At 69.6% G+C, this 21,586-nt stretch carries 17 protein-coding genes and 1 other RNA gene; 8 read left to right on the top strand and 10 right to left on the bottom strand.

All coding sequences use genetic code 11. The features are described 5' to 3' along the window. Positions 1–8: 8 nt before the first annotated feature. The 7 genes from MQP27_RS35370 (at position 9) to MQP27_RS35340 (ending at position 10,742) form a co-directional block, all read left to right on the top strand. The gene (locus tag MQP27_RS35370; protein ID WP_242772901.1) at positions 9–1,310 is read left to right on the top strand and encodes an MFS transporter; all 1,302 of its coding nucleotides are present in this window, start codon (positions 9–11) and stop codon (positions 1,308–1,310) included. 126 nt (positions 1,311–1,436) lie between these two features. Beyond that, positions 1,437–2,732, top strand: a complete 1,296-nt coding sequence (locus MQP27_RS35365; protein ID WP_242772899.1) for an extracellular solute-binding protein — start codon at positions 1,437–1,439, stop codon at positions 2,730–2,732. Then, on the top strand, positions 2,729–3,688 hold the full coding sequence (locus MQP27_RS35360; RefSeq protein ID WP_242772897.1) for a carbohydrate ABC transporter permease: 960 nt from the start codon (positions 2,729–2,731) through the stop codon (positions 3,686–3,688). Before MQP27_RS35365 ends, MQP27_RS35360 begins: the two co-directional genes overlap by 4 nt. Further along, the gene (locus tag MQP27_RS35355) at positions 3,685–4,509 is read left to right on the top strand and encodes a carbohydrate ABC transporter permease (protein ID WP_242772894.1); all 825 of its coding nucleotides are present in this window, start codon (positions 3,685–3,687) and stop codon (positions 4,507–4,509) included. The genes MQP27_RS35360 and MQP27_RS35355 overlap by 4 nt, the downstream gene beginning before the upstream one ends. Before the next feature lie 11 nt (positions 4,510–4,520). Continuing rightward, a complete protein-coding gene (yicI, locus tag MQP27_RS35350) occupies positions 4,521–6,773 on the top strand; it encodes an alpha-xylosidase (RefSeq protein ID WP_242772892.1) in 2,253 nt (750 codons plus the stop codon). Then, a complete protein-coding gene (locus MQP27_RS35345; RefSeq protein WP_242772891.1) occupies positions 6,773–7,780 on the top strand; it encodes a LacI family DNA-binding transcriptional regulator in 1,008 nt (335 codons plus the stop codon). The genes yicI and MQP27_RS35345 overlap by 1 nt, the downstream gene beginning before the upstream one ends. A gap of 49 nt (positions 7,781–7,829) precedes the next feature. Next, positions 7,830–10,742 (top strand): glycoside hydrolase family 3 C-terminal domain-containing protein, encoded by a 2,913-nt coding sequence (locus MQP27_RS35340; protein WP_242772890.1) that lies wholly within the window; start codon positions 7,830–7,832, stop codon positions 10,740–10,742. Here MQP27_RS35340 and MQP27_RS35335 read toward each other — a convergent pair. From MQP27_RS35335 to ftsE, 6 genes are all read right to left on the bottom strand, one after another. Next, entirely contained in the window at positions 10,729–11,202 is a 474-nt protein-coding gene (locus MQP27_RS35335; protein ID WP_242772889.1) for an alpha/beta hydrolase family protein, read from the bottom strand. The genes MQP27_RS35340 and MQP27_RS35335 overlap by 14 nt on opposite strands. 67 nt (positions 11,203–11,269) lie before the next feature. Beyond that, positions 11,270–11,664: a transfer-messenger RNA gene (gene ssrA / locus MQP27_RS35330) on the bottom strand. Between the two features lie 108 nt (positions 11,665–11,772). Beyond that, the gene (gene smpB / locus MQP27_RS35325) at positions 11,773–12,315 is read right to left on the bottom strand and encodes an SsrA-binding protein SmpB (protein WP_242773468.1); all 543 of its coding nucleotides are present in this window, start codon (positions 12,313–12,315) and stop codon (positions 11,773–11,775) included. A gap of 80 nt (positions 12,316–12,395) precedes the next feature. Beyond that, on the bottom strand, positions 12,396–13,577 hold the full coding sequence (locus MQP27_RS35320) for a S41 family peptidase (RefSeq protein WP_242772888.1): 1,182 nt from the start codon (positions 13,575–13,577) through the stop codon (positions 12,396–12,398). A 67-nt stretch (positions 13,578–13,644) separates the two neighbouring features. Further along, positions 13,645–14,562, bottom strand: a complete 918-nt coding sequence (gene ftsX, locus MQP27_RS35315) for a permease-like cell division protein FtsX (protein ID WP_242772887.1) — start codon at positions 14,560–14,562, stop codon at positions 13,645–13,647. A 36-nt stretch (positions 14,563–14,598) separates the two neighbouring features. Further along, positions 14,599–15,288 carry a cell division ATP-binding protein FtsE gene (ftsE, locus tag MQP27_RS35310; RefSeq protein WP_133046264.1) on the bottom strand — a complete coding sequence of 230 codons (690 nt, stop codon included), beginning with the start codon at positions 15,286–15,288 and terminating at the stop codon, positions 14,599–14,601. Between the two features lie 236 nt (positions 15,289–15,524). Here ftsE and MQP27_RS35305 point away from each other — a divergent pair, with 236 nt between their 5' ends. Beyond that, positions 15,525–15,716 carry a hypothetical protein gene (locus MQP27_RS35305; protein WP_242772886.1) on the top strand — a complete coding sequence of 64 codons (192 nt, stop codon included), beginning with the start codon at positions 15,525–15,527 and terminating at the stop codon, positions 15,714–15,716. A gap of 104 nt (positions 15,717–15,820) precedes the next feature. On the opposite strand, the gene MQP27_RS35300 is transcribed toward MQP27_RS35305, so the two are convergent. The 4 genes from MQP27_RS35300 to MQP27_RS35285 all read right to left on the bottom strand — a co-directional run bounded on the left by MQP27_RS35300 (position 15,821) and on the right by MQP27_RS35285 (position 21,245). Further along, entirely contained in the window at positions 15,821–16,600 is a 780-nt protein-coding gene (locus MQP27_RS35300; RefSeq protein WP_242772885.1) for a hypothetical protein, read from the bottom strand. A gap of 294 nt (positions 16,601–16,894) precedes the next feature. Continuing rightward, the gene (gene prfB / locus MQP27_RS35295) at positions 16,895–17,998 is read right to left on the bottom strand and encodes a peptide chain release factor 2 (protein ID WP_242772883.1); all 1,104 of its coding nucleotides are present in this window, start codon (positions 17,996–17,998) and stop codon (positions 16,895–16,897) included. A 184-nt stretch (positions 17,999–18,182) separates the two neighbouring features. After that, the gene (locus MQP27_RS35290) at positions 18,183–19,421 is read right to left on the bottom strand and encodes a serine/threonine-protein kinase (protein WP_242772882.1); all 1,239 of its coding nucleotides are present in this window, start codon (positions 19,419–19,421) and stop codon (positions 18,183–18,185) included. A 132-nt stretch (positions 19,422–19,553) separates the two neighbouring features. Then, positions 19,554–21,245, bottom strand: coding sequence for a serine/threonine-protein kinase (locus MQP27_RS35285; RefSeq protein ID WP_242772881.1), 1,692 nt, complete (start codon positions 21,243–21,245; stop codon positions 19,554–19,556). Between the last annotated feature and the right edge of the window lie 341 nt (positions 21,246–21,586).

The raw sequence follows: 21,586 nt of genomic DNA, 5'->3' as shown, positions 1-21,586 counted from the left end.
TGGTGTCCATGCCGCAACCGACGCCCAGGAAGCCCCTGTTGTTCACGGTGACCGCCGACGCCGTCGTCGCCGTCGACTTCAACGCCCGTACGGGCAGCCGCCCGCCCGGCCCCTACCGCCGCCTCCTCACCACACCCGGCGCCCGCGCCTTCACCCTCGGGAATCTCCTCGCCCGCCTCCCCATGGGCATGTTCGGTGTGAGCGCGGTCGTGATGATCGCCGGGGCGCGCGGCTCGTACGCGCTGGCCGGGGCCGTCACCGCGACCGGCCTCGCGGCGACCGCGCTGGTCGCGCCCTGGACCGCGCGGCTGGTGGACCGGCACGGGCAGGCCCGGATCGCCGTACCGGCGACGGTGATCGCCGCGCTCGGCTCGCTCGCCCTGCTGCTCTGCGTGCACTACGACGCCCCGGCCTGGACCCTCTTCGCCTCCTACGCCGCCACCGCGACCACCCCCAACACCGGCGGCATGTCCCGCGCCCGCTGGAACCACCTCCTCAAGGGCGACGACCGCGCGCTGCACACCGCGAACTCCTTCGAACAGGCCGCCGACGAGCTGTGCTTCATGCTGGGCCCGGTGCTCGCGGCCTTCCTGTGCGGGGCCTTCTTCCCGGAGGCGGGCACGCTGGTCGGGGCGGTGCTGCTGCTGACCGGCATGCTGCTGTTCGCCGCCCAGCGCTCGACCGAGCCGCCCCCGCACGCCCGTACCACCGCCGGATCCCCTTTCCGGGCGCCCGGGATCCCGTCCCTGCTCGCCGTCTGCCTGGCGATGGGCGCGGTGTTCGGGTCGATGGAGGTCGTCACCATCGCCTTCGCCGACGCGCAGGGGCACCGCTCGGCGGCGGGGGCCGTGCTGGCGCTCCAGGCGGGCGGCTCGTGCGCGGCGGGGCTGCTGTTCGGGGCGCTCAAGCCCTCCGGCTCGGCCGCCGCCCGGCTGCCCTGGTGCCTCGCGGCGATGACGGCCCTGCTGACCCTGCCGCTGCTCGCCGCCGCCCGCACCGGCTCGCTCGCGCTCCTCGCGCTCACGTTGCTGGTCGCCGGCATGGCCACCGCGCCGACCATGGTCACCACCATGACCCTGGTGCAGCAGCGCGTCCCCGAGGCCCGCCTCAACGAGGGCATGACCCTCGCGGTGACCGGCCTGCTCGGCGGCATCGCGGCCGGGTCGGCGACCGGCGGCTGGATGGTGGACCACCTCTCACCGGCCGCCGGTTTCGGGGTGCCGGTGACGGCGGCGGCCGTCGCGCTGATGACCGCCCTGGTCCAACAGGCGGCAACAGATCCGGACAGCAATTCCCGTCCGATGCATTGACGGGCCCACAGCCCGCACATACCTTCCTCCGTCGAAGCGCTTCGACGCCACGCATCGAATCGATTCGATGAATCGATCACCGGTGCGTGACGCCCCGATACCCATCCGGCTCTCCTGGAGGCAGGGATGTTGACGGCACGAAGGCGTGTGGCGACGGTCACGGCGGCGCTCCTGAGCGGAGCGCTGCTGCTGACCGCCTGCGGCGGCTCGGACAGCGGGTCGTCCGACGCCAAGACGCTCAAGCTCTGGCACTACGAGGGCCCCGACAGCGCGATGGGCGTGGCCTGGAACGAGGCGATCAAGGAGTTCGAGGCGAAGCATCCGGGCGTCAAGGTGAAGTTCGAGGAGAAGGGCTTCGAGCAGATCCAGAAGACGGCGCCCATGATCCTCAACTCCTCGGACGCGCCCGACATCATGGAGTACAACAAGGGCAACGCGACCGCGGGCACCCTCTCCAAGCAGGGACTGCTGACCGATCTGACCGCCGAGGCGGCCAAGCGCGGCTGGGACAAGAAGCTCAGCTCGGGCGTGGCCACGACCAGCATGTACGACGCCAACGGCGTCATGGGCTCCGGCAAGTGGTACGGCGTGCCCAACTACGCCGAGTACACGATGGTCTACTACAACAAGGACCTCTTCAAGAAGTACGGGATCGCCGAGCCGAAGACCTTCGACGAACTCACCGCCGCCATGGACAAGTTCGTCGCCAAGGGCGTCACGCCGCTCGCCAACTCCGGCGCCGAGTACATGGCCCAGCAGTACCTCTACCAGCTCGCGCTCTCCAAGGCCGACCGCTCCTGGGTCGACAAGTACGAGCTGTACAAGGGCAAGACGGACTTCCACGACGCGGCCTGGACGTACGGCGCGACGACTTTCGCCGACTGGGTGAAGAAGGGCTACATCAGCAAGAAGTCGACCAGCACCAAGGCGGAGGACGCGGGCGTCTCCTGGATCCAGGGCAAGGCGCCGATCCTGTTCTCCGGCAGCTGGTGGTACGGCCGCTTCCAGTCCGAGGCCAAGTTCGACTGGGACACCACGCTGTGGCCCGGCTCGAACCTCACCCTCGGCTCCGGCGGCAACATCTGGGTGGTCCCGAAGAACGCCAAGAACAAGGACCTGGCGTACGACTTCATCGACATCACCATGTCGAAGAAGATCCAGAACCTCCTCGGCAACAAGGGCGGCATCCCGGTCGCGGCGGACACCAGCGCGATCACCGACCCGAAGTCCAAGCAGCTCATCGCCAACTTCAACACCGTCAGCCAGCGCGACGGCCTCGCCTTCTACCCGGACTGGCCGGTCAACGGCTTCTACGACACCCTCGTCTCCGAGACCCAGAAGCTGATCACGGGCAGTGAGAAACCGGACGCCTACCTCAGCGCACTCCAGCAGGCGTACGACAAGGGCGCCCCGAAGCAATGACGGTCACCGTCGAACGGGACGCGCGGGCCGTCGGCAAGCACCCGCACGCCGGCCCGCGCCGCCCCCGTACCCGCGACTCGTACGCCCTGTTCCTGCTCCCCGGCGTCCTCGCCTTCACGGCGATCATCATCGTCCCGTTCCTGATGAACACGGGCGTGAGCTTCACCGAGTGGCAGGGCATCGGCAGCCCGAAGTGGACCGGCCTCGCCAACTACCGTGAGCTGCTGGACGATTCGGAGTTCTGGGCGTCCTTCCGGCACAGCCTGTTCATGGTCGTCGCCATGGCCGCCGTACCGACCGTGATCGGTCTGGTCCTCGCCGCGGCCCTGTTCGACTACATCGGCAAGCACTTCGGCTCGAAGTGGGCCGCGGTGCTCCGCGCCTGCTTCTACCTCCCCCAGGTGCTGCCGATCGCGGTGGCCGGCATCGTCTGGAGCTGGATCCTCGCGCCGGACAACGGCTCGCTCAACGAGCTGTTGAAGGCCGTCGGACTCGGCAGCTGGCAGCAGGACTGGCTCGGCGATCCCGACATCGCGCTCTACAGCGTGATGGGCGTGATGGTCTGGGTGCAGATCGGCTTCCCGCTGGTCGTCTTCATGGCCGGACTCCAGCGCGTGGACCCGCAGTTGTACGAGGCGGCCGAGCTGGACGGGGCCGGCTGGTGGCGGCGCTTCTGGCACATCACGCTGCCGCAGATCCGCCCGGAGATCTACGTCGTGCTGACCTGGTGCACGATCGCCGCGCTCAAGGTGTTCGGCGCGGTGTACGTGCTGACGAAGGGCGGCCCGGGCGGCGCGACCGACGTGCCCTCCTACTTCTCCTTCTCCACCTTCTTCGAGAAGACCCAGGTCGGCTACGGCGCCGCGATCTCAACCGTCCTCACCGTGATCATCCTGGCGCTCTCCCTCGTCCTGCTGAAACTCCAGACCCGCGACGAGGAAGGGGCCCGCGCATGACCACCGCCCTGCGCCGCTACCCGGTGCTGATCGCCCTGTGCATCGCGGCCCTCTTCATGGTCGTGCCGTTCCTGATCGTGGCCGTGAACGCGGTCAAGTCCCCGGCGGAGTACTCCGAGCACGGCCCGCTGAGCCTGCCCCAGGGTCTCTACCTGGACGGCCTCAAGGACTTCTGGAGCCGGGTCGACTACGGCCAGAAGCTCTTCAACTCGGCGCTGATCAGCGGCTCGGTGGCGGTCCTGGCCGCCGTCCTGTCCGTCCTCAACGCGTACGCGATCGGCATCGGACGGATCAGGGGCCGCACCTGGGTGCTGGCCTTCTTCGTCCTCGCCAACATGCTCCCGCAGGAGGCGCTGGTCTACCCGATCTACTACCTGAGCAAGCAGGCCGGTCTCTACGACACCCGGCTGAGCGTGATCATCGTCTTCACGGTGATCCAGGCGGCCTTCGGCACGTATCTGCTCTCGTCGGTGCTCGGCCAGTTCCCGCGCGAGATCATCGAGGCGGCCAGGATCGACGGCGCCAACAAGTGGCAGGTGCTGTGGCGGATCGTCGTGCCGGTCAGCCGCCCGACCATCGGCGTGCTCCTGGTCTTCTTCTTCATCTGGACCTGGAACGAGTTCCTGCTCCCCCTGGTCATGCTGATCTCCAACGACAACCAGACGGTGTCGGTGGCCCTCGGCGTCCTCCAGGGCCAGCGTCTGATGGACGCCACGATGACCAACGCGGCGGCCCTGCTGGGCGTGCTCCCGGCGATCGTCTTCTTCCTCGTCTTCCAGCGGACGCTCACCCGCGGCATCGCCGTGGGAGCCGTGAAGTAAGGACCCCCCACATGAAGTTCACCGATGGTTACTGGCTGCTGCGCGAGGGCGTCACGGCGGCCCACCCCGTCGAGGTGCTCGACGTCACCGCCACGGACGGCGCGCTGGAGATCCACGCGCCGACGCAGCCCATCCGGCACCGCGGCGACCTGCTGAAGGGACCGGTCGTGACGATCAGCGCGCACACGCCGATGCCGGACGTCATCGGCCTCACCTTCACCCACTTCGAGGGCGAGCAGCCGCGCGGACCCGAGTTCGAGATCTTCGAAGAGGAGTCCGCGGCGCACACCGAGTACGACGAGGAGCACGCGACCCTCACCTCCGGCGCGCTGTCGGTCAAGGTCGCCCGCACCGGCACCTGGCACGTCGACTTCCTCGCCCACGGCCGCACCCTGACCTCCAGCGGCCCCAAGGGCATGGGCATCATGCGGGACACCGCCTCCGGCGCCCACTACCTGCGCGAGCAGCTCAACCTCGGCGTCGGCACGTCCGTCTACGGCCTCGGCGAGCGCTTCGGCCCGCTGGTCAAGAACGGCCAGGTCGTCGACATCTGGAACGCCGACGGCGGCACGGCCACCGAACAGGCCTACAAGAACGTCCCGTTCTATCTGACGGACGCGGGCTACGGCGTCTTCGTCGACCACCCGGGCAAGGTCAGCTTCGAGGTCGGCTCGGAGGCGGTCTCGCGGGTCCAGTTCAGCGCGGAGACCCAGGAGTTGACGTACTACGTCATCTACGGCCCCACGCCCAAGGACATCCTCCGCAAGTACACGGCCCTCACCGGCCGCCCGGCCCTGCCGCCCGCCTGGTCGTTCGGCCTGTGGCTGTCGACCTCCTTCACCACCTCCTACGACGAGGAGACGGTCACCTCCTTCATCGAGGGCATGCGGGAACGGCAACTGCCGCTCTCCGTCTTCCACTTCGACTGCTTCTGGATGCGCGAGTTCAACTGGTGCGACTTCCAGTGGGACCCGCGGGTGTTCCCCGACCCGGAGGGCATGCTCTCCCGGCTGAAGGCGCGCGGACTGCACGTCTGCGTCTGGATCAACCCCTACATCGCCCAGCGCTCCCCGCTGTTCGCGGAGGGCAAGGCCCTCGGCCATCTGCTGAAGCGGCCGGACGGCAGCGTCTGGCAGTGGGACATGTGGCAACCCGGCATGGCCCTGGTCGACTTCACGAGCCCGGCCGCCCGCGACTGGTACGCGGCCAAGTTGGAGGCGCTGCTCGGGCAGGGCGTCGACTGCTTCAAGACCGACTTCGGCGAGCGCGTCCCGACCGACGTGGCCTGGTCCGACGGCTCCGACCCGGAGCGGATGCACAACTACTACACGTACCTCTACAACCGCACCGTCTTCGACGTGCTGCGCAAGCACCGCGGTGAGGGCGAGGCGGTGGTGTTCGGGCGCTCGGCGACGGCGGGCAGCCAGAAGTTCCCGGTGCACTGGGGCGGGGACTGCGAGGCGACCTACGAGTCGATGGCGGAGTCGCTGCGCGGAGGCCTCTCCCTCGGCCTGTCCGGCTTCGGGTACTGGAGCCACGACATCGGCGGCTTCGAGGGGACGCCGACGCCGGAGCTGTTCAAACGGTGGATCGCCTTCGGCCTGCTGTCCTCGCACAGCCGGCTGCACGGCAGCTCCTCCTACCGCGTGCCGTGGCTCTTCGACGAGGAATCCGTGGACGTGCTGCGGCAGTTCACCCAGCTCAAGCTCAGCCTCATGCCGTACCTGTACGAGGCCGCGCGCACCGCCCACGCCGAGGGCGTGCCGATGATGCGGGCGATGGTGCTGGAGTTCCCGGACGACCCCGGGTGCGCGCACCTGGAGCGGCAGTACATGCTGGGGCCGGACCTGCTGGTGGCGCCGGTCTTCTCCGACGAGGGCGACGTCGACTACTACGTGCCCGAGGGGACCTGGACCCACTTCCTGAGCGGGCGGACGGTGACCGGGCCGCGCTGGGTGCGCGAGCGCCACGGCTTCCTGAGCGTGCCGCTGCTGGTGCGGCCGGGTGCGGTGATCCCGGTGGGGGCCGTGCACGACCGGCCCGACTACGACCATGCCGACGGGGTGACCCTGCGGGCGTACGGCCTGGAGCGGGGAGCGCAGGTGACGGTGCCGGTGGGGGACGTGAGCTTCACCGTCGTACGCGAGGGGGACACGCTGCGGGCCTCGTGCAGTGATCCGGTGGCCGGGTGGAGCCTGGCGGCCGGGGAGCGGACCGTGCGGGCGGCGGCCGGGACCGGGTTCCTCTCGCTGGAGCTGGGCTGATGGTGAAGATCACGGACGTGGCACGGCACGCCGGGGTCTCCCCCAGCACCGTGTCCTACGCGCTCAGCGGCAAGCGCCCGATCTCCGAGGAGACCCGGCAGCGCGTCGAGGCCGCGATCCTGGAGCTGGGCTACCGCCCGCACGCGGGCGCCCGCGCCCTGGCCAGCAGTAGGTCGAACGTCCTGGCGCTGGTGATCCCCTTACGGACCGGCATCCACGTCCCGGTGGTCATGCAGTTCGCGGTGTCCGTCGTGACGACCGCCCGCCGGTACGACCATGACGTGCTCCTCCTCACCCAGGAGGAGGGCGAGGACGGACTGCGCCGGGTCGCCGACACCGCGCTGGTGGACGCCCTGATCGTGATGGACGTCCAACTGCACGATCCCCGGCTGCCGTTGCTGCGCTCCCTGGACCGGCCGTCGGTGATGATCGGGTTCCCGGCCGAGCCGGACGGGCTGACCTGCATCGACCTGGACTTCAAGGCGGCCGGCGAGGCGTGCGTGGAGCATCTGGCGCGGCTTGGGCACCGGGTGGTGGCGCTGGTGGGGTCCCCGCCGGAGGTGTATGTGCGCGGGACGGCGTTCGCCCAGCGGGTGGTGCAGGGGTTCACGGCCGCCGCCGACCGCAGCGGGCTGTCGTCCTCAGTGCATCCGTGCGAGGCCTCGCCGGGGGCCGCCCGCCTCGTCGCCGAGCAACTGCTGCGCGAACAGCCCGCGTTGACCGGGGTCGTCGTCCACAACGAGGCCGTCCTGGAGCCGTTGATCGACGCCTTCGAGCAGCTCGGGCTGCGGGTCCCCGGCGACCTCTCGGTCACCGCCATCTGCCCCGACGAACTCGCCGAGACCGTCCGCGTCCCCGTCACCTCCGTCGCCCTGCCCTCGGCCGAGGTGGGCGAACGGGCCGTACAGCTGCTGATGAAGAAGCTGGGCGGATCCGCCGTGCCGGAGGCGACGCTGCTGCCGCCCCGGATGACGGAGCGGGCGAGCACCGCACCGCGCAATGCCTGAACCCGTAGTCAATCTCCTTGTGCAAGGCCCTACTTGAAGGAGCCGTGACATGAAAGGCAAGCGAAGAAGACCGAGAACGGTCCTGCTCGTGGCGCTGGCCCTCGTCGCCGGACTGGGCGCCACCGTCCCCGCCCACGCCGACGACCCGGCCTACCCCTTCCGCGACCCGAGCCTCTCCGTCGACGCCCGCGTCTCCGACCTCCTGTCCCGCCTCACCCTCGACGAGAAGATCTCCCTCCTGCACCAGTACGAGCCGGCCATCCCCCGCCTCGGCATCCAGTCCTTCCGCACCGGCACCGAGGCCCTGCACGGCGTGGCCTGGCTCGGCAAGGCGATGGTCTTCCCGCAGGCCGTCGGGCTGGCCTCCACCTGGGACCCGTCCCTGATCCGGCAGGTCGGCTCGGCTGTCGGCGACGAGGCCCGGGGCTTCCAGCAGACCCGCCCGGCCGGCTGGGGCCTCAACCTCTGGGCGCCCGTGGTCAACCTGCTGCGCGACCCGCGCTGGGGCCGCAACGAGGAGGGCTACTCCGAGGACCCGTACCTCACGGGCTCGATCTCCACGGCGTACGGCACGGGCCTGACCGGCGGCGACCCGGACCATCTGAAGACGGCCCCGACCATCAAGCACTTCCTCGCCAACAACAACGAGGTCAACCGCGACACCAGCACCTCCGAGCTGCGCCCGCGCGTCCTGAAGGAGTACGACGAGCAGGCCTTCAAGCCGGCGATCGAGGCGGACGCGGCGACCGGCGTGATGTCGTCCTACAACCTCGTCAACGGCCGCCCGAACACGGTGAATCCGGCCCTCGACGACACCGTCCGCACCTGGTCCTCGCAGCGGCTGCTCAATGTGACCGACGCCTACGCGCCCGGCAACCTGGTCGGCAGCCAGAAGTACTACGGCACCCAGACGGAGGCCGACGCGGCGGCGCTGAAGGCCGGCATCGACAGCTTCACCGACAACGACACGGACTCCGCCCCGACGACCACCGCGATCAAGTCGGCGCTGGCCACGGGCCTGTTGAAGGAGTCGGACGTCGACAAGGCCGCCGGTGACGTGCTGAGCGTGCGCGTCCGGCTCGGCGAGTTCGACCCGGGCGGCGGCAGGTACGGCTCCATCGACGCCTCCGTCATCGACAGCCCGGCGCACCGCGCGCTGGCCCGCAAGTCCGCCACCGAGGCGGCCGTACTGCTGAAGAACCAGTCCGGCGCGCTGCCGTTGAAGAAGTCCGCGAAGGACGTGGCCGTGGTCGGCCCGCTCGCCGACACTCTGTACACCGACTGGTACTCGGGCAGCCTGCCGTACGCGGTCACGCCCGCGCAGGGCATCGCGGCGAAGCTCGGCACGTCCGTCGCGGGCAGCGAGGGCGTGGACCGGATCGCGCTGAAGGACGCGGCGACCGGCAAGTACGTGACGGCGGGCGAGGGAGACACGGGGGCCGCGCTGAAGGAGTCGGCGGACACGGGCCCGACGAGCCAGTTCGACGTGTTCGACTGGGGCTCCGGAATCGTCACCCTGCGCTCGGCCGCCAACGGCAAGTACGTCGGCTACAACTGGTCGAACTTCGTCAACGACCAGGCGCAGCCCAACGGCTGGTTCGTGCAGCAGCAGTTCAAGCTGGAGGAACAGACCGACGGCACGTACCTCCTGCGCTACGCCGGCTACGAGACGGCGGAGTCCTGGTGGTCGAACCCGGTCTACCTCGGCCCGACCGGCACCGACGGCACCCTGGGCCTGGTGGCCAAGGACCAGGCCGCGCACTACACGAAGGACGTCGTCCGCAGCGGCGTCGACGAGGCCGTGGCCGCGGTGAAGGGCAAGGACACCGCGGTGGTCGTGGTCGGCTCCGACCCGTCGATCAACGGCCGCGAGGCCCACGACCGCACCGACATGGCCCTGGCCCCCGCCCAGGAGTCCCTGGTCAGGGCGGTGCGCAAAGCGAACCCGAACACGGTCGTGATCGTCGAGAACAGCTACCCGACCACCCTCGGCTCGCTCCAGAAGGAGGTCCCGGCCCTGCTGTGGACCACCCACGCGGGCCAGGAGACCGGCAACGCCCTCGCCGACCTCCTCTACGGCGACGCGAACCCCTCGGGCCGCCTCACCCAGACCTGGTACCGCTCCGAGTCCGACCTCCCCTCCATCCTCGACTACGACATCATCAAGTCGGACCGCACGTACCAGTACTTCAAGGGCCAGGCGCTCTACCCCTTCGGCTACGGCCTGTCGTACACCTCCTTCCGCTACGGGGAGTTGAAGCGCACGGGCGACGGCTACGAGATCCCGGTCACCAACACCGGCAGCCGCACCGGCGCCGAGGTCGTCCAGCTCTACACCCACCAGCGCACCTCCCGCGACAAGCAGCCGCTGAAGCAGCTGAAGTCCTTCCAGCGGGTGTCGCTGAAGCCGGGCGAGACGAGGACGGTCCGGCTGAAGGTGCGGCCCTCCGACCTGGCGCACTGGGACGTCACGCGCTCCAAGTGGACGGTGGAGAGCGGCACTTACGACGTCCTGGTCGGTTCCTCGTCCACCGACATCAGGGCCCGTACGGCGTGGCAGGTGAAGGCCGAGACGATCCCACCACGCGACCTGTCGCGGGTCACCCGCGCCGAGAACTTCGACGACTACTCGGCGATCACCCTCGTCGACGAGTCCAAGGCGAGCGGTACGGCGGTGTCGTCGACCTCCGACGGCGCGTGGCTGAAGTTCGCGGACACCCAACTGGGCAAGGGCGCCGAGGAGTTCAGCGCCCGTCTCGCCGGTACGGCACCCGGCACGGTCGAGGTCCGGCTCGGCTCCCCGACCGGCACCCTCGCCGGCACCGCGAGCTTCCCGGGCACGGCGTCGCCGTACGACTACACGACGGTGACCGCGAAGCTGTCGGGCGCGGCGAAGGGCCGTACGGACGTCTACCTGGTCCTGTCCAAGGACCTGCGCCTGTCGGAGTTCAACCTGAGGTGAGCCCCAGCCGGTAGGCGGCGCACAGGTTCACATCGAGGATGTAGACCCCGGCAGTCCCGCACTGGGCGGTACCGCTGCCGGGGTCGCTGACGTCCGCCGTCTGGTCAGTGCCCTGCACATCGGTCCACTGCTTCATCAGGTCGGTCATGTTGACGGGCTTCACGGTGTAGTCGGCGCTGCCCTGGAAGACGGTGAGGGCCGGCCAGGGGACGGTGTAGCCGGGCCGCGCGGCCCGCACCCGGTCGCCCCACTGCTTCGCCGTCTGCGTGGCCCCGACGTACATGCACACCCACGGCGACCCGGCGGCCTGCACACACCCGTACGCCAGCCCGGCGACGATCCCGCCGCCCGCGGACAGCCCGGTGACGTACACCCGCGCCGGATCCCCGCCGACGTCCCCGCTCTGGAACCAGTCGAAGCAGGAGGAGGCGTTGTTGGCGCTGCTCTGCTGGGGCAGCACGACGGAGAATCGGCCCCACAAAAAGAGCCCCTGACCTGGGTAGGTCAGAGGCTCTTCCACATGGGATGAGTGGAGATGGCGGGAATCGAACCCGCGTCCAACGGTGCGGAATCAGGGCTTCTCCGTGTGCAGTTCGCTGCGATTTTCTCGGCCCCGGCGATCACGCGAACAAGTCGCCGACGGGCCCAGTCACTGTTTGGTTTCCCTCTTCACCCCGTGACCGGGATCAAGGTTTAGTCCCCTAGCTGATGCCAGGATCCGGGTCGGGAACACCCCCGGGCTGACACTCCCATCAAGGAGCTATTCGATCACTACCTGATCAGGCAGCGAGAGCGAAGAGCTCGGGAGAATCGCTCTTGGAATTGGCGATTATTTTTTGCGACATATGGTTTACGAGATCATTGCCGCTTCCTCGACACGCTTCCCCTGCTTCGACAGCCGCTGTCGAAACCGATCATCCCCATGTTGCCCTATTCAATTAAATACAGCTCAATGCTCACACCGGGTTCAGCCGGTGTTGGTGCCATCGTACGTGACCAACGCCCGTCGATGCCACCGTATTCCCGGCGGCTACGCGCCCCGCTGCCTGCGCTTCGCCGCCGCGATCGCCCGGTCCGACTCCCGCCGGTCCTGCTTCTCGCGCAGCGTCTGGCGCTTGTCGTACTCCTTCTTGCCTCGCGCGAGCGCGATCTCGGCCTTCGCCCGGCCGTCCTTGAAGTACAGGGCGAGGGGCACGATCGTGTGACCCGTCTCCTGCGCCTTGGCCTCCAGCTTGTCGATCTCCTCGCGGTGCAGCAGCAGCTTGCGCTTGCGGCGCGCGGAGTGGTTGGTCCAGCTGCCCTGGTGGTACTCCGGGATGTGCGCGTTGTGCAGCCACGCCTCGCCCCGGTCGATCTGGACGAAGCCGTCGGTCAGCGAGGTCCGGCCCTCGCGCAGCGACTTGACCTCGGTGCCGGTCAGCACGAGACCGGCCTCGTAGGTGTCGACGATCGCGTAGTCGTGCCGGGCCTTCTTGTTCTGGGCGACGATCTTCCGCTTGCCGCCCTTCTCGCCGTCCCGGGCCTTGGCGGCACTCCCGCCCTGCTTGGGCTGGGACTCCTTCGGTACGTACATTCCCTTGCTCATAGTGCCGTCCATTTTCGCACTACGGAGGGGTGTCGGGGCCAGCCCTTAAACCGGGGTCCCTGGTGGGGCTACTCCGCGTCGCCCAACCCGCTCAGCACTGTCTCCGCCCTCTGAACAGCCGCCGCCGAATCCGCCTGCGCCACCGGCAGGTCCGGCGTGATCCCCCGCCCGTCCACACTCCGCCCGGACGGCGTCCGGTAGTGCCCCACGGTCAGCTCGGCGACGGACCCGCCCGGCAGCCGGCTCGGCATCTGCACCGAGCCCTTGCCGAAGGTGCGGGAGCCCACGACCACCGCGCGCCCACGGTCCTGCAGGGCCCCGGTCAGCAGTTCGGCCGCACTCATCGTCCCCCCGTCGACGAGCGCGACCAGGGGTCTGGTGGTGTCTCCCCCGGCATCGGCGTGCAGCGCCTGCTGCTCGCCGTTCACGTCGTACGTGGCGACCAGCCCCCCGTCCAGGAAGGCGGACGCGGTGGTGACGGCCTCGGTGACCAGCCCCCCGGAGTTCCCGCGCAGGTCGAGGATGAAGCCGGTGCCGACGGGAGCCTGCCGGACGGCGGTGCGCACGAGGTCCCCGACGCCCTTGGTGAACGCGGCGATCTTGATGACGGTGACCCCGCCGGCGAGCTTTCGAACGGTGACCGAGTCGGTGGACAGCCGGGCCCGCCGCAGGGTCTGCGTCCACGCGCGCGTGCCCCGCTCCAGGCCCAGCTGTACGGACGTACCCGCGGGCGCATCCGTCGCGTCGCCGCGCAGTAAGGAGACGACCTCGGTGACCGGGCGGCCGTCGACCGGCGCCCCGTCGATGCTGGCCAGCCGGTCGCCGGCGTGGATGCCGGCCGCCGCCGCGGGCGACCCGGAGGCCACCTTGGTCACCTCGATACGGCCGTCCCGCTCGCGCCGCGCCCACAGCCCGACGCCGGTGTACTGGCCGTCGAGGGCCTCCTCGAACTCCTCGTACTCGCCCTCGGAGTAGACGGCGCCCCAGCGGTCCCCGCTGCGGCTCACGGCACGCTCGGCGGCCTCCATCGGGGACTTGCCGTCGGCGAGCGCCTCCTCGGCCGCCTTGGCGACGTCCTCGTGATGCCCGGCCGGGACGGCGGAACGCGCCTCGCCCGCCGCGGATTTCCGGTCGGTCTCGGGAAAGGAGCCGGTCGCGGCGGCCGCGACGACCACGCTCGCGAAGAGCAATGTCAGGGCCGCCCCGCGGCGCATGCGGCGGGGCTGACAGAACAGGTCGCGGCCTGACATGCCGGTGAGTCTAGGACAACGCGAAGGGCCGTACGGCGTCTTGACCGTACGGCCCTCTTGGCATGCGTCACACCTTCAGGTACTTGCGCAGCGCGAAAAACGCGGCAAGCGCGGGCATCAGCAGACTCGTGGCCAGGATGAGCGGCAGTTTCGTGAGCACGGCGTCCCAGCCGATGAAATTGATCAGATTCAGCTTGTGGGACAGGTCGAGTCCGTGATCGATGATGAAGTACCGCGCGATCACCAGGAATCCGCAGGCGACCGTCCCGCCGATCAGCCCGGCGACCGCGGCCTCCATGATGAACGGCGCCTGGATGTAGAAGCCGGAGGCGCCGACCAGCCGCATGATCCCGGTCTCACGCCGGCGGCTGAACGCGGAGACGCGCACGGTGTTGACGATCAGCATCAGCGCGACGACCAGCATCAGCGCCATGACCGCCCGCGCGGCCCAGTTCATGCCGTTGAGCAGCCCGAAGAGGTTGTCGAGGATCCCCTTCTGGTCCTGCACCGACTGCACGCCGTCCCGCCCGTCGAAGGCGGTGGCGATGACCTGGTACTTCTCCGGATCCTTCAGCTTGATGCGGTACGACTCCTGCATCTGGTCCGGGGTGAGGGAGCTGGCCAGCGGGGAGTCGCCGAACTGCTCCTTGTAGTGCTTGTACGCGTCGTCCTGCGACTCGTAGGTGACCTTCTGGACGACGTCCATCTTGTCCAGATCGGCCTTGATCTGCTTCTTCTGGTCGTCGGTGACCGCGCCCTTGGCGCAGTTGGGGTCGGACTCGGCGTCGCTCTTGTTGCAGAGGAAGATCGAGACGTTGACCTTGTCGTACCAGTAGCCCTTCATCGTGTTGACCTGGTCGCTCATCAGGAGCGACCCGCCGAACAGGGCGAGCGACAGGGCGACGGAGACGATGACGGCGAAGGTCATCGTCAGGTTGCGGCGGAGACCGACACCGATCTCGGACAGTACGAACTGGGCGCGCATGGCGTCTTCTTCAGGCCTTTCCGGGGACGGTCGCGGTCAGTGCTGGTAGCCGTAGACGCCGCGGGCCTGGTCGCGGACGAGGCGGCCCTTCTCCAGCTCGATGACGCGCTTGCGCATCTGGTCCACGATGTTCTGGTCGTGGGTGGCCATCACGACGGTCGTGCCGGTCCGGTTGATCCGGTCCAGCAGCTTCATGATGCCGACGGAGGTCTGCGGGTCGAGGTTGCCGGTGGGCTCGTCGGCGATCAGCAGCTTGGGCCGGTTCACGAAGGCGCGCGCGATCGCCACGCGCTGCTGCTCACCACCGGACAGCTCCCCGGGCATCCGCTCCTCCTTGCCGCCGAGGCCCACGAGGTCGAGCACCTGGGGGACGGACTTGCGGATCTCGCCCTTGGACTTGCCGATCACCTCCTGCGCGAAGGCGACGTTCTCGGCGACCGTCTTGTTCGGCAGCAGCCGGAAGTCCTGGAAGACGGTCCCCAGCTGGCGGCGCATCTGCGGCACCTTCCAGTTGGACAGGCGCGCGAGGTCCTTGCCCAGGACGTGCACCTGGCCGTGACTGCACCGCTCCTCGCGGAGGATCAGCCGCAGGAAGGTGGACTTTCCGGAGCCGGAGGACCCCACGAGGAAGACGAACTCGCCCTTCTCCACTTCCAGGGACACATCCCTGAGTGCAGGGCGGGTCTGCTTGGGGTAGACCTTGGAGACGTTGTCGAATCGGATCACGGGTGCACCACGGGTCGCCGGGGGTAGATGAGCGTGACCATACGCGAATCGGGTGTGCAACCGCAGGCACGGGCATAGGTTGCGTACGCGATGGGCGTTATGTGCACACCTCACCCACCCCCCGGAGGCGACCCCCGCGCAGCCTCCGGAGGAACCTGGCACAGTAGGGGGAGGGAACGTTCGCCGACCCACGGACGTTCTCAAGACGGAACCGTTGGTCAAGGAGGGCGAGGCGCATGACGTACGACCGGCTGGTGTGCGCGAACTGCGCGGCGCCCGTGAGCGAGGGCCGGTGCCCCGTGTGCCGCGCGAACCGCGAGCGGCTGCAGCAGGAGAACTTCATGGCGGGGCTCAACCCCATGGCACTCATCGCCCTCCTGGCGGTGCTGATCGCAGCCGTGGCGCTGCTGGCCCACCAGACCGCGTAGGGCATCCACAGACGGAGAAGGGCCCGGAGCGTGTGACACGCTCCGGGCCCTTCGTCGTACGACATCCGTACGCTCCGTAGGCGCACGCCTACTGTCGGCTACCGTCAGGCAGCCGCACCGCCACGGCCGGCCACCAGGCGCGGGAGCACCCGGAAGCCGATGCCGCCGGCGATCATCGTGGCCGCGCCGACGATGAGGAACGCGGTCTGGCCGGCACCGGTCTCGGCGAGCTGGTCGCCGCTGCCCTGGGCCGAGGTGTCCGAACCGGTGTCGGTGAGGGCCGAGGAGCCCTCCTCCTGGGCGGAGTTGTCGTTGCTGCCGCCGTTGGGGTCGGTGTCGTTGCCACCGGTGGAGCTGGAGCCGCCGGTGCTGCTGCCACCGGTGCCGCTGTCACCGCCGGTGGTGGTGCTGCCGCCGCTCGTGCTGCCGCCCGTGGTGGTGTCACCGCCAGTCGTGGTGTCACCGCCGGTCGTCGTGTCACCGCCCGTGGTGGTGTCACCGCCAGTCGTGGTGTCACCGCCGGTCGTGGTGTCGCCACCCGTGGTGGTGTCACCGCCGGTCGTAGTGTCGCCGCCGGTCGTGGTGTCACCGCCGATCAGGCCACCGATGCTGGTGTCGCCGCCGGTCGTCGTGTCACCGCCCGTGGTGGTGTCACCGCCCGTGGTCGAATCGCCACCCGTGGTGTCACCACCGATCAGGCCGGCGATGGCGCCGCCGTCGGTACCGCCGTCGCTCGTGCCACCGTCCGTGTCACCGGCGTCGAGGGTGACACCGACATTGGCGTCCAGGGCGGAAGCGGCACCGGCCGCCGTCAGCGAGGCGCCGGCCGCGATCACGACACCGGCCGCTATCCGCGCGATGCGGACGCGCGTCTTCTTGGTCATCTGGTTGCTACCCCCAGTAGCTCATCGTCAGTAGGCGGCGCTCGGGGGCCGTGATCGACGGAGGAGGTCGCTGCGCTGAACCTTCCCCCGGTTCACATGCGCCCCAGAGATACGCATGCCGCGCTTAACCCTTCCCATTTTTCAAAGCAACGTCAAGGCCGTTGCGAGCGCAATGTCCACTTGCGCCTCGTTTACTGGGAGTTGGAACCTGTGAGTGTGATGTAAAACCCAGACAAACGACAACTGCCGCCCCGAGGGCGGCAGTTGTCATGTCGACAAAGTAACTCGCGTCGACTACTTCTCCTGCTGCTTGCGCCAGCGAATACCGGCCTCGATGAAGCCGTCGATCTCGCCGTTGAACACAGCTTCGGGGTTGCCGACCTCGTACTCGGTGCGCAGGTCCTTGACCATCTGGTACGGGTGCAGGACGTACGACCGCATCTGGTTGCCCCAGGAGCTGCCGCCGTCCTTGAGGGCGTCCATCTTGGCCCGCTCCTCCTGGCGCTGCCGCTCCAGCAGCTTCGCCTGAAGAACGTTCATGGCGGTCGCCTTGTTCTGGATCTGGGACCGCTCGTTCTGGCAGGAGACGACGATGCCGGTGGGGAGGTGGGTGAGCCGCACCGCGGAGTCGGTGGTGTTGACGCCCTGCCCGCCGGGTCCGGACGACCGGTACACATCGACCCGCAGCTCGGACTCGTCGATCTCGATGTGGTCGGTCTGCTCGACCACGGGGAGCACCTCGACACCCGCGAAGGAGGTCTGCCGGCGCCCCTGGTTGTCGAAGGGGGAGATACGCACGAGCCGGTGTGTCCCCTGCTCGACGGAGAGCGTCCCGTAGGCGTACGGCGCCTGCACGGAGAAGGTGGTGGACTTGATGCCCGCCTCTTCCGCGTACGAGGTCTCGATGAGCTCGGTCTTGTAACCGTGCTGCTCCGCCCAGCGCAGGTACATGCGCTGCAGCTTCTCCGCGAAGTCGGCGGCGTCGACGCCGCCGGCCTCCGCGCGGATGTTGACGAGCGCCTCCCGGGAGTCGTACTCACCGCTCAGCAGCGTCCGGACCTCCATCTCGTCCAGCGCCTTCTTGACGGCGGCGAGCTCGGACTCGGCCTCGGCGCGGGTGTCCGGGTCGTCCTCCTCCTCGGCCATCTCGAAGAGGACGCCGAGGTCGTCGATGCGACCACGGAGGGCCTCGGCCTTCCGCACCTCCGCCTGGAGGTGGGACAGCTTGCTGGTGATCTTCTGCGCCTCGTCCGGGTTGTCCCACAGGGACGGCGCGGCCGCCTGCTCCTCGAGCACGGCGATGTCTGCCCTCAGCTTGTCGAGGTCCAGAACGGCCTCGATCGACTCCATGGTCGAGGAGAGGGACTTGAGCTCTTCGGATACGTCGACGACTGCCACGCCTCCAGCCTAACGGCTGTGGCAACCGAACCTTGCCGTACGGCAGCCCTGCCCTGTGACCGGCGCCTTTGTCCTGGGGCTCCGCTCCCACCCCCCGGATCCCGGCCACTTCTTGGCCGACTGGAAACGGGTGGTGGGTGGGCAAAGGTCTCGGGGGTCCAGGGGGCGGAGCCCCCTGGGGCGTTCACGGGGACGCCGGTGCCGTGCTCGTCGGGCCTCCCGGGGTCGCGCCCGCGTCGTCGCCCGACGTCGCCCACCACGTGCCGACCCCCACCGCCGCCACCAGGGCCACCGCGGCCGCCCCCAGCGTGATCCGCCGGCGCCGCGTCACCGCCCGGTGCCTCGCCGAACCCGGCCTGGGAGATCCCGTCGGCCTCGGCACCCGTGCCGTACCCCGGGCCCCGCCCGCCAGCTCGTCCGGCCCCGGCACCCTCATCGACGTATGCGTGTCGCGGTTGGAGTCGGCAGGCTTCGCGCCCGGCACGAGAGGGACCGCGCCCCGCCGCCGTACCGGCTCCCCGGAGCGCGCCGCGGCCGGCTCCTCCTCGGCCTCCTCCAGCGGCTCCGCGTCCGGCTCGTCCACGTCCAGTGGCGGCATGCCCGCGACCAGCGGCAGCAGCTCCCTCAGCCGTGCGCCCATCTCGGAGGCGCGCAGCCGGGAGGCCGGGGCCTTGGCCAGGCACTGCACGATGAGCTGCCACAGCTCGTCCGGGATGCCGGGGAGCGGGGCGACCGTCTCCGTGACGTGGCGGCGCAGGACGGCCCCCGGGTGTCCGCCGCCGAAGGGCGTGAAGCCCGCCAGGAGCTCGTAGAGGACGGTCGCGAGGGCGTAGATGTCGACCGCGGCCCTCGGCGGCAGGCCCTCGACGATCTCCGGGGCCAGGTAGTCCGGGGTGCCGATGATCTTCGTGGCACGGGTGCGGCGCGGGGAGTCGATCAGCTTGGCGACCCCGAAGTCGGTCAGGAGGGCCGGGTGGGACCCGCCGGGGCCCAGCGGGCCCTGCATGTCGAGGAGCACGTTCTCCGGCTTCACGTCCCGGTGCACGACCCCGGCGGCATGGGCGGCCGCCAGCCCGTCCGCGATGTCGGCGACTATCGCGACCGCGGCCTCCGGCGCGAGCCGCCGGTCGCGGTCGAGGCGGGTGCGCAGATCGGTGCCGCGGACCAGGTCCATGACGAGGGCCAGGTCGTTGCCGTCCACGACCAGATCCCGTACCGACACGACGTTCGGGTGCTCCAGGCCCAGCAGCGCCGTGCGCTCCTGGACGAACCGTCCGACGAGTTCCTGGTCGGAGGCGAGATCCTCGCGCAGCAGCTTCACGGCGACGGGCCCGTCCGGTCCCTCGCCCAGCCACACCGTGCCGGCGCTGCCCCGCCCCAGGATCTGGTTCGCGGTGTACCGGCTGCCGATCTTCCGTCCCAAGACTGCTCCTACCGACGCGTGTTGTCGCTAAAACTACGCGTCGCGGCAGCCAACCTTCACCGCGGAGACGGAAATCACCCGCTGGATGTCGACAAATCCCCAAGCTCGGCGCTATTTCAGGGCGCCGGGGCGCTATTTCGTGGCGTTGCCGAGGTCCCCGATCCACCCGGTGACGGTGTTGAACATGTCGGTCAGCTGCTGCCAGTAGCTCTTGGTCGTGCCGATCCAGTCCTGCAGCGGACTGAACTCCCACACCAGCCACCCGGCCACGAACAGGATGACGATCGTGAACAGGCAGCCCTTCAGGCAGCCGAGCCCGGGGATCTTCATCCGGTTGGGGCTGGGCTGCCGCGGCTGCCGCGGCTGACGCGGCTCCCGGACGGGCCGCTGCTGCTCCGGCGGCGGCGCGTAACGCTGCGGCTGCTGGTGCTGCGGCGGGGCGTACTGCTGCGGCTGTTGCTGCTGCGGATAGCCGTAACCCTGCGGACGTCCCTGCGGCCGTCCCTGCGGCGGCCCCTGGGGCCGGTTCTGCTGCTGGGGGCGCGGCTGCTGCTGCGGCCGGGCGACCTGGCGCTGGGGGCGGCGGCGCAGCGGGTCCTCGTTCGGGTCGAGGTACTGGACCTGCGTCTGTTCGTTGCGGTCGCGGGCGGCGCGCAACTGGTTCTGCCAGGGGTGCGGCTGCTCGGGCTGCTGCCCGGCCTGCCCCGGCTGTCCCTGCGGCATGGGCGGCATGACCGCGGTCGGGTCGGCCGCTCCGGTGCTCGGGAGTACGGCGGTGGGGTCGGCGGCGCCGACGGGGCCGGGCCGGCCGGTGTGCGGCAGGACGTTGGTCGCGGCGTTCGGGTCGTAGGCACCGGCGCCGCTGTGCGGCAGGACCTGGGTCGGGTCGGCGGAGCCGGGGACCGTGGCCGGGGCGAGGTCGGGTCCGAGCAGTGCGCCGACCGCCTCCGCGGCGGCGATCTGCCCGCTGTTGGCGTGCACCCCGACGCCCTCGGCGACCACGCGCAGGCCGCGGGCGAGGTTCTCGGCGCTCGGCCGCTCGTCCGGGTTCTTGCGCAGGCACCGCTCGATGACCGTCCACAGGGGGTCCGGGACCGTGGACGGGCGGCGCGGCTCGGCGCTGAGGTGCTGGTGGAGGACTTCGAGGGCGCTGCCGCCGGAGAACGGCGGACGGCCGGTGACCAGCTCGTACAGCAGGATTCCGGCGCCGTAGATGTCGACGGCGGAGGTCTGCGGGCGGCCCTCGGCGGACTCCGGCGCGACGTACGCGGGCGTGCCGACGAACTCGTGGGTGCGGGTCAGGCCCGGGGAGTCGGCGAGGCGGGCGATGCCGAAGTCGGTGAGCATCGGGTGCATCTGGCCGCCCTGCTGGGCGAGCAGGACGTTGGCCGGCTTCAGGTCGCGGTGGACGACGCCGTCGGCGTGGCTGGCGGCGAGCGCGTCGGCGATCTGGGCGGTGAGCAGGGCGGCGCCGACCGGGCTGAAGGGGCCGCTCTCGCGCAGGTAGCGGTGCAGGTCGGGGCCTTCGACGAGGTCCATGACCAGGGCCAGCAGATCGCCCTCGACGACCAGGTCGCGCACCCGCACGATGTTCGGGTGCGTCAGCCGGAGCAGGACGGAGCGCTCGCGCAGGAACCGCATCACGATGTCGGGGTCGCTCGCGAGCTCTTCCTTGAGGACCTTGATCGCGACCATCTCGCCGGGCTGACCGGGCACGGCGGCCTCGGCCCCGGCGGTCTCCCGCTGGCGGGCTCGCCAGACGGTGCCCGTGGCGCCGCGCCCGAGCGGCTCCTCGAGCAGGTACTTGCTGCCTACCGGCCGCACGTCATGCGCTCCCTGCTGCTTGCTTGCGTTCCGACCCACTGTAGTGCCGAGGGCCGCTGGACCGGGTTCTCATCTTTCTGTGCGTCTTACGTACCGGTTGTCGTACATGTTCGAAGGAAAGACGCTCGACTCGGTCCAGCCGGTTGCCCGACCCGGACGTGACCGATCTCAAGCGGTCATGTGTGAAGTACTGATCAGGCACTTTTGAGGGCAGAGCCGACCAATCAAGATCACTTCTGCCGGGAGCGTGGGCGCGTTGTCAGTGGCAGGTGCGAGGATGCGTGCAGTACTTGGCCGACGTGCTCGTGTGGGGTGGGGGGTAGTCCGCGCCCGCGCAGACC

This window comes from Streptomyces cylindrosporus, from assembly GCF_022698165.1.
In the GTDB taxonomy this organism is placed as follows: Bacteria; Actinomycetota; Actinomycetes; order Streptomycetales; family Streptomycetaceae; genus Streptomyces; species Streptomyces cylindrosporus.
The sequence above is the reverse complement of the archived record's forward strand: the minus strand, read 5'-3'. Positions and strand labels throughout refer to the sequence as shown.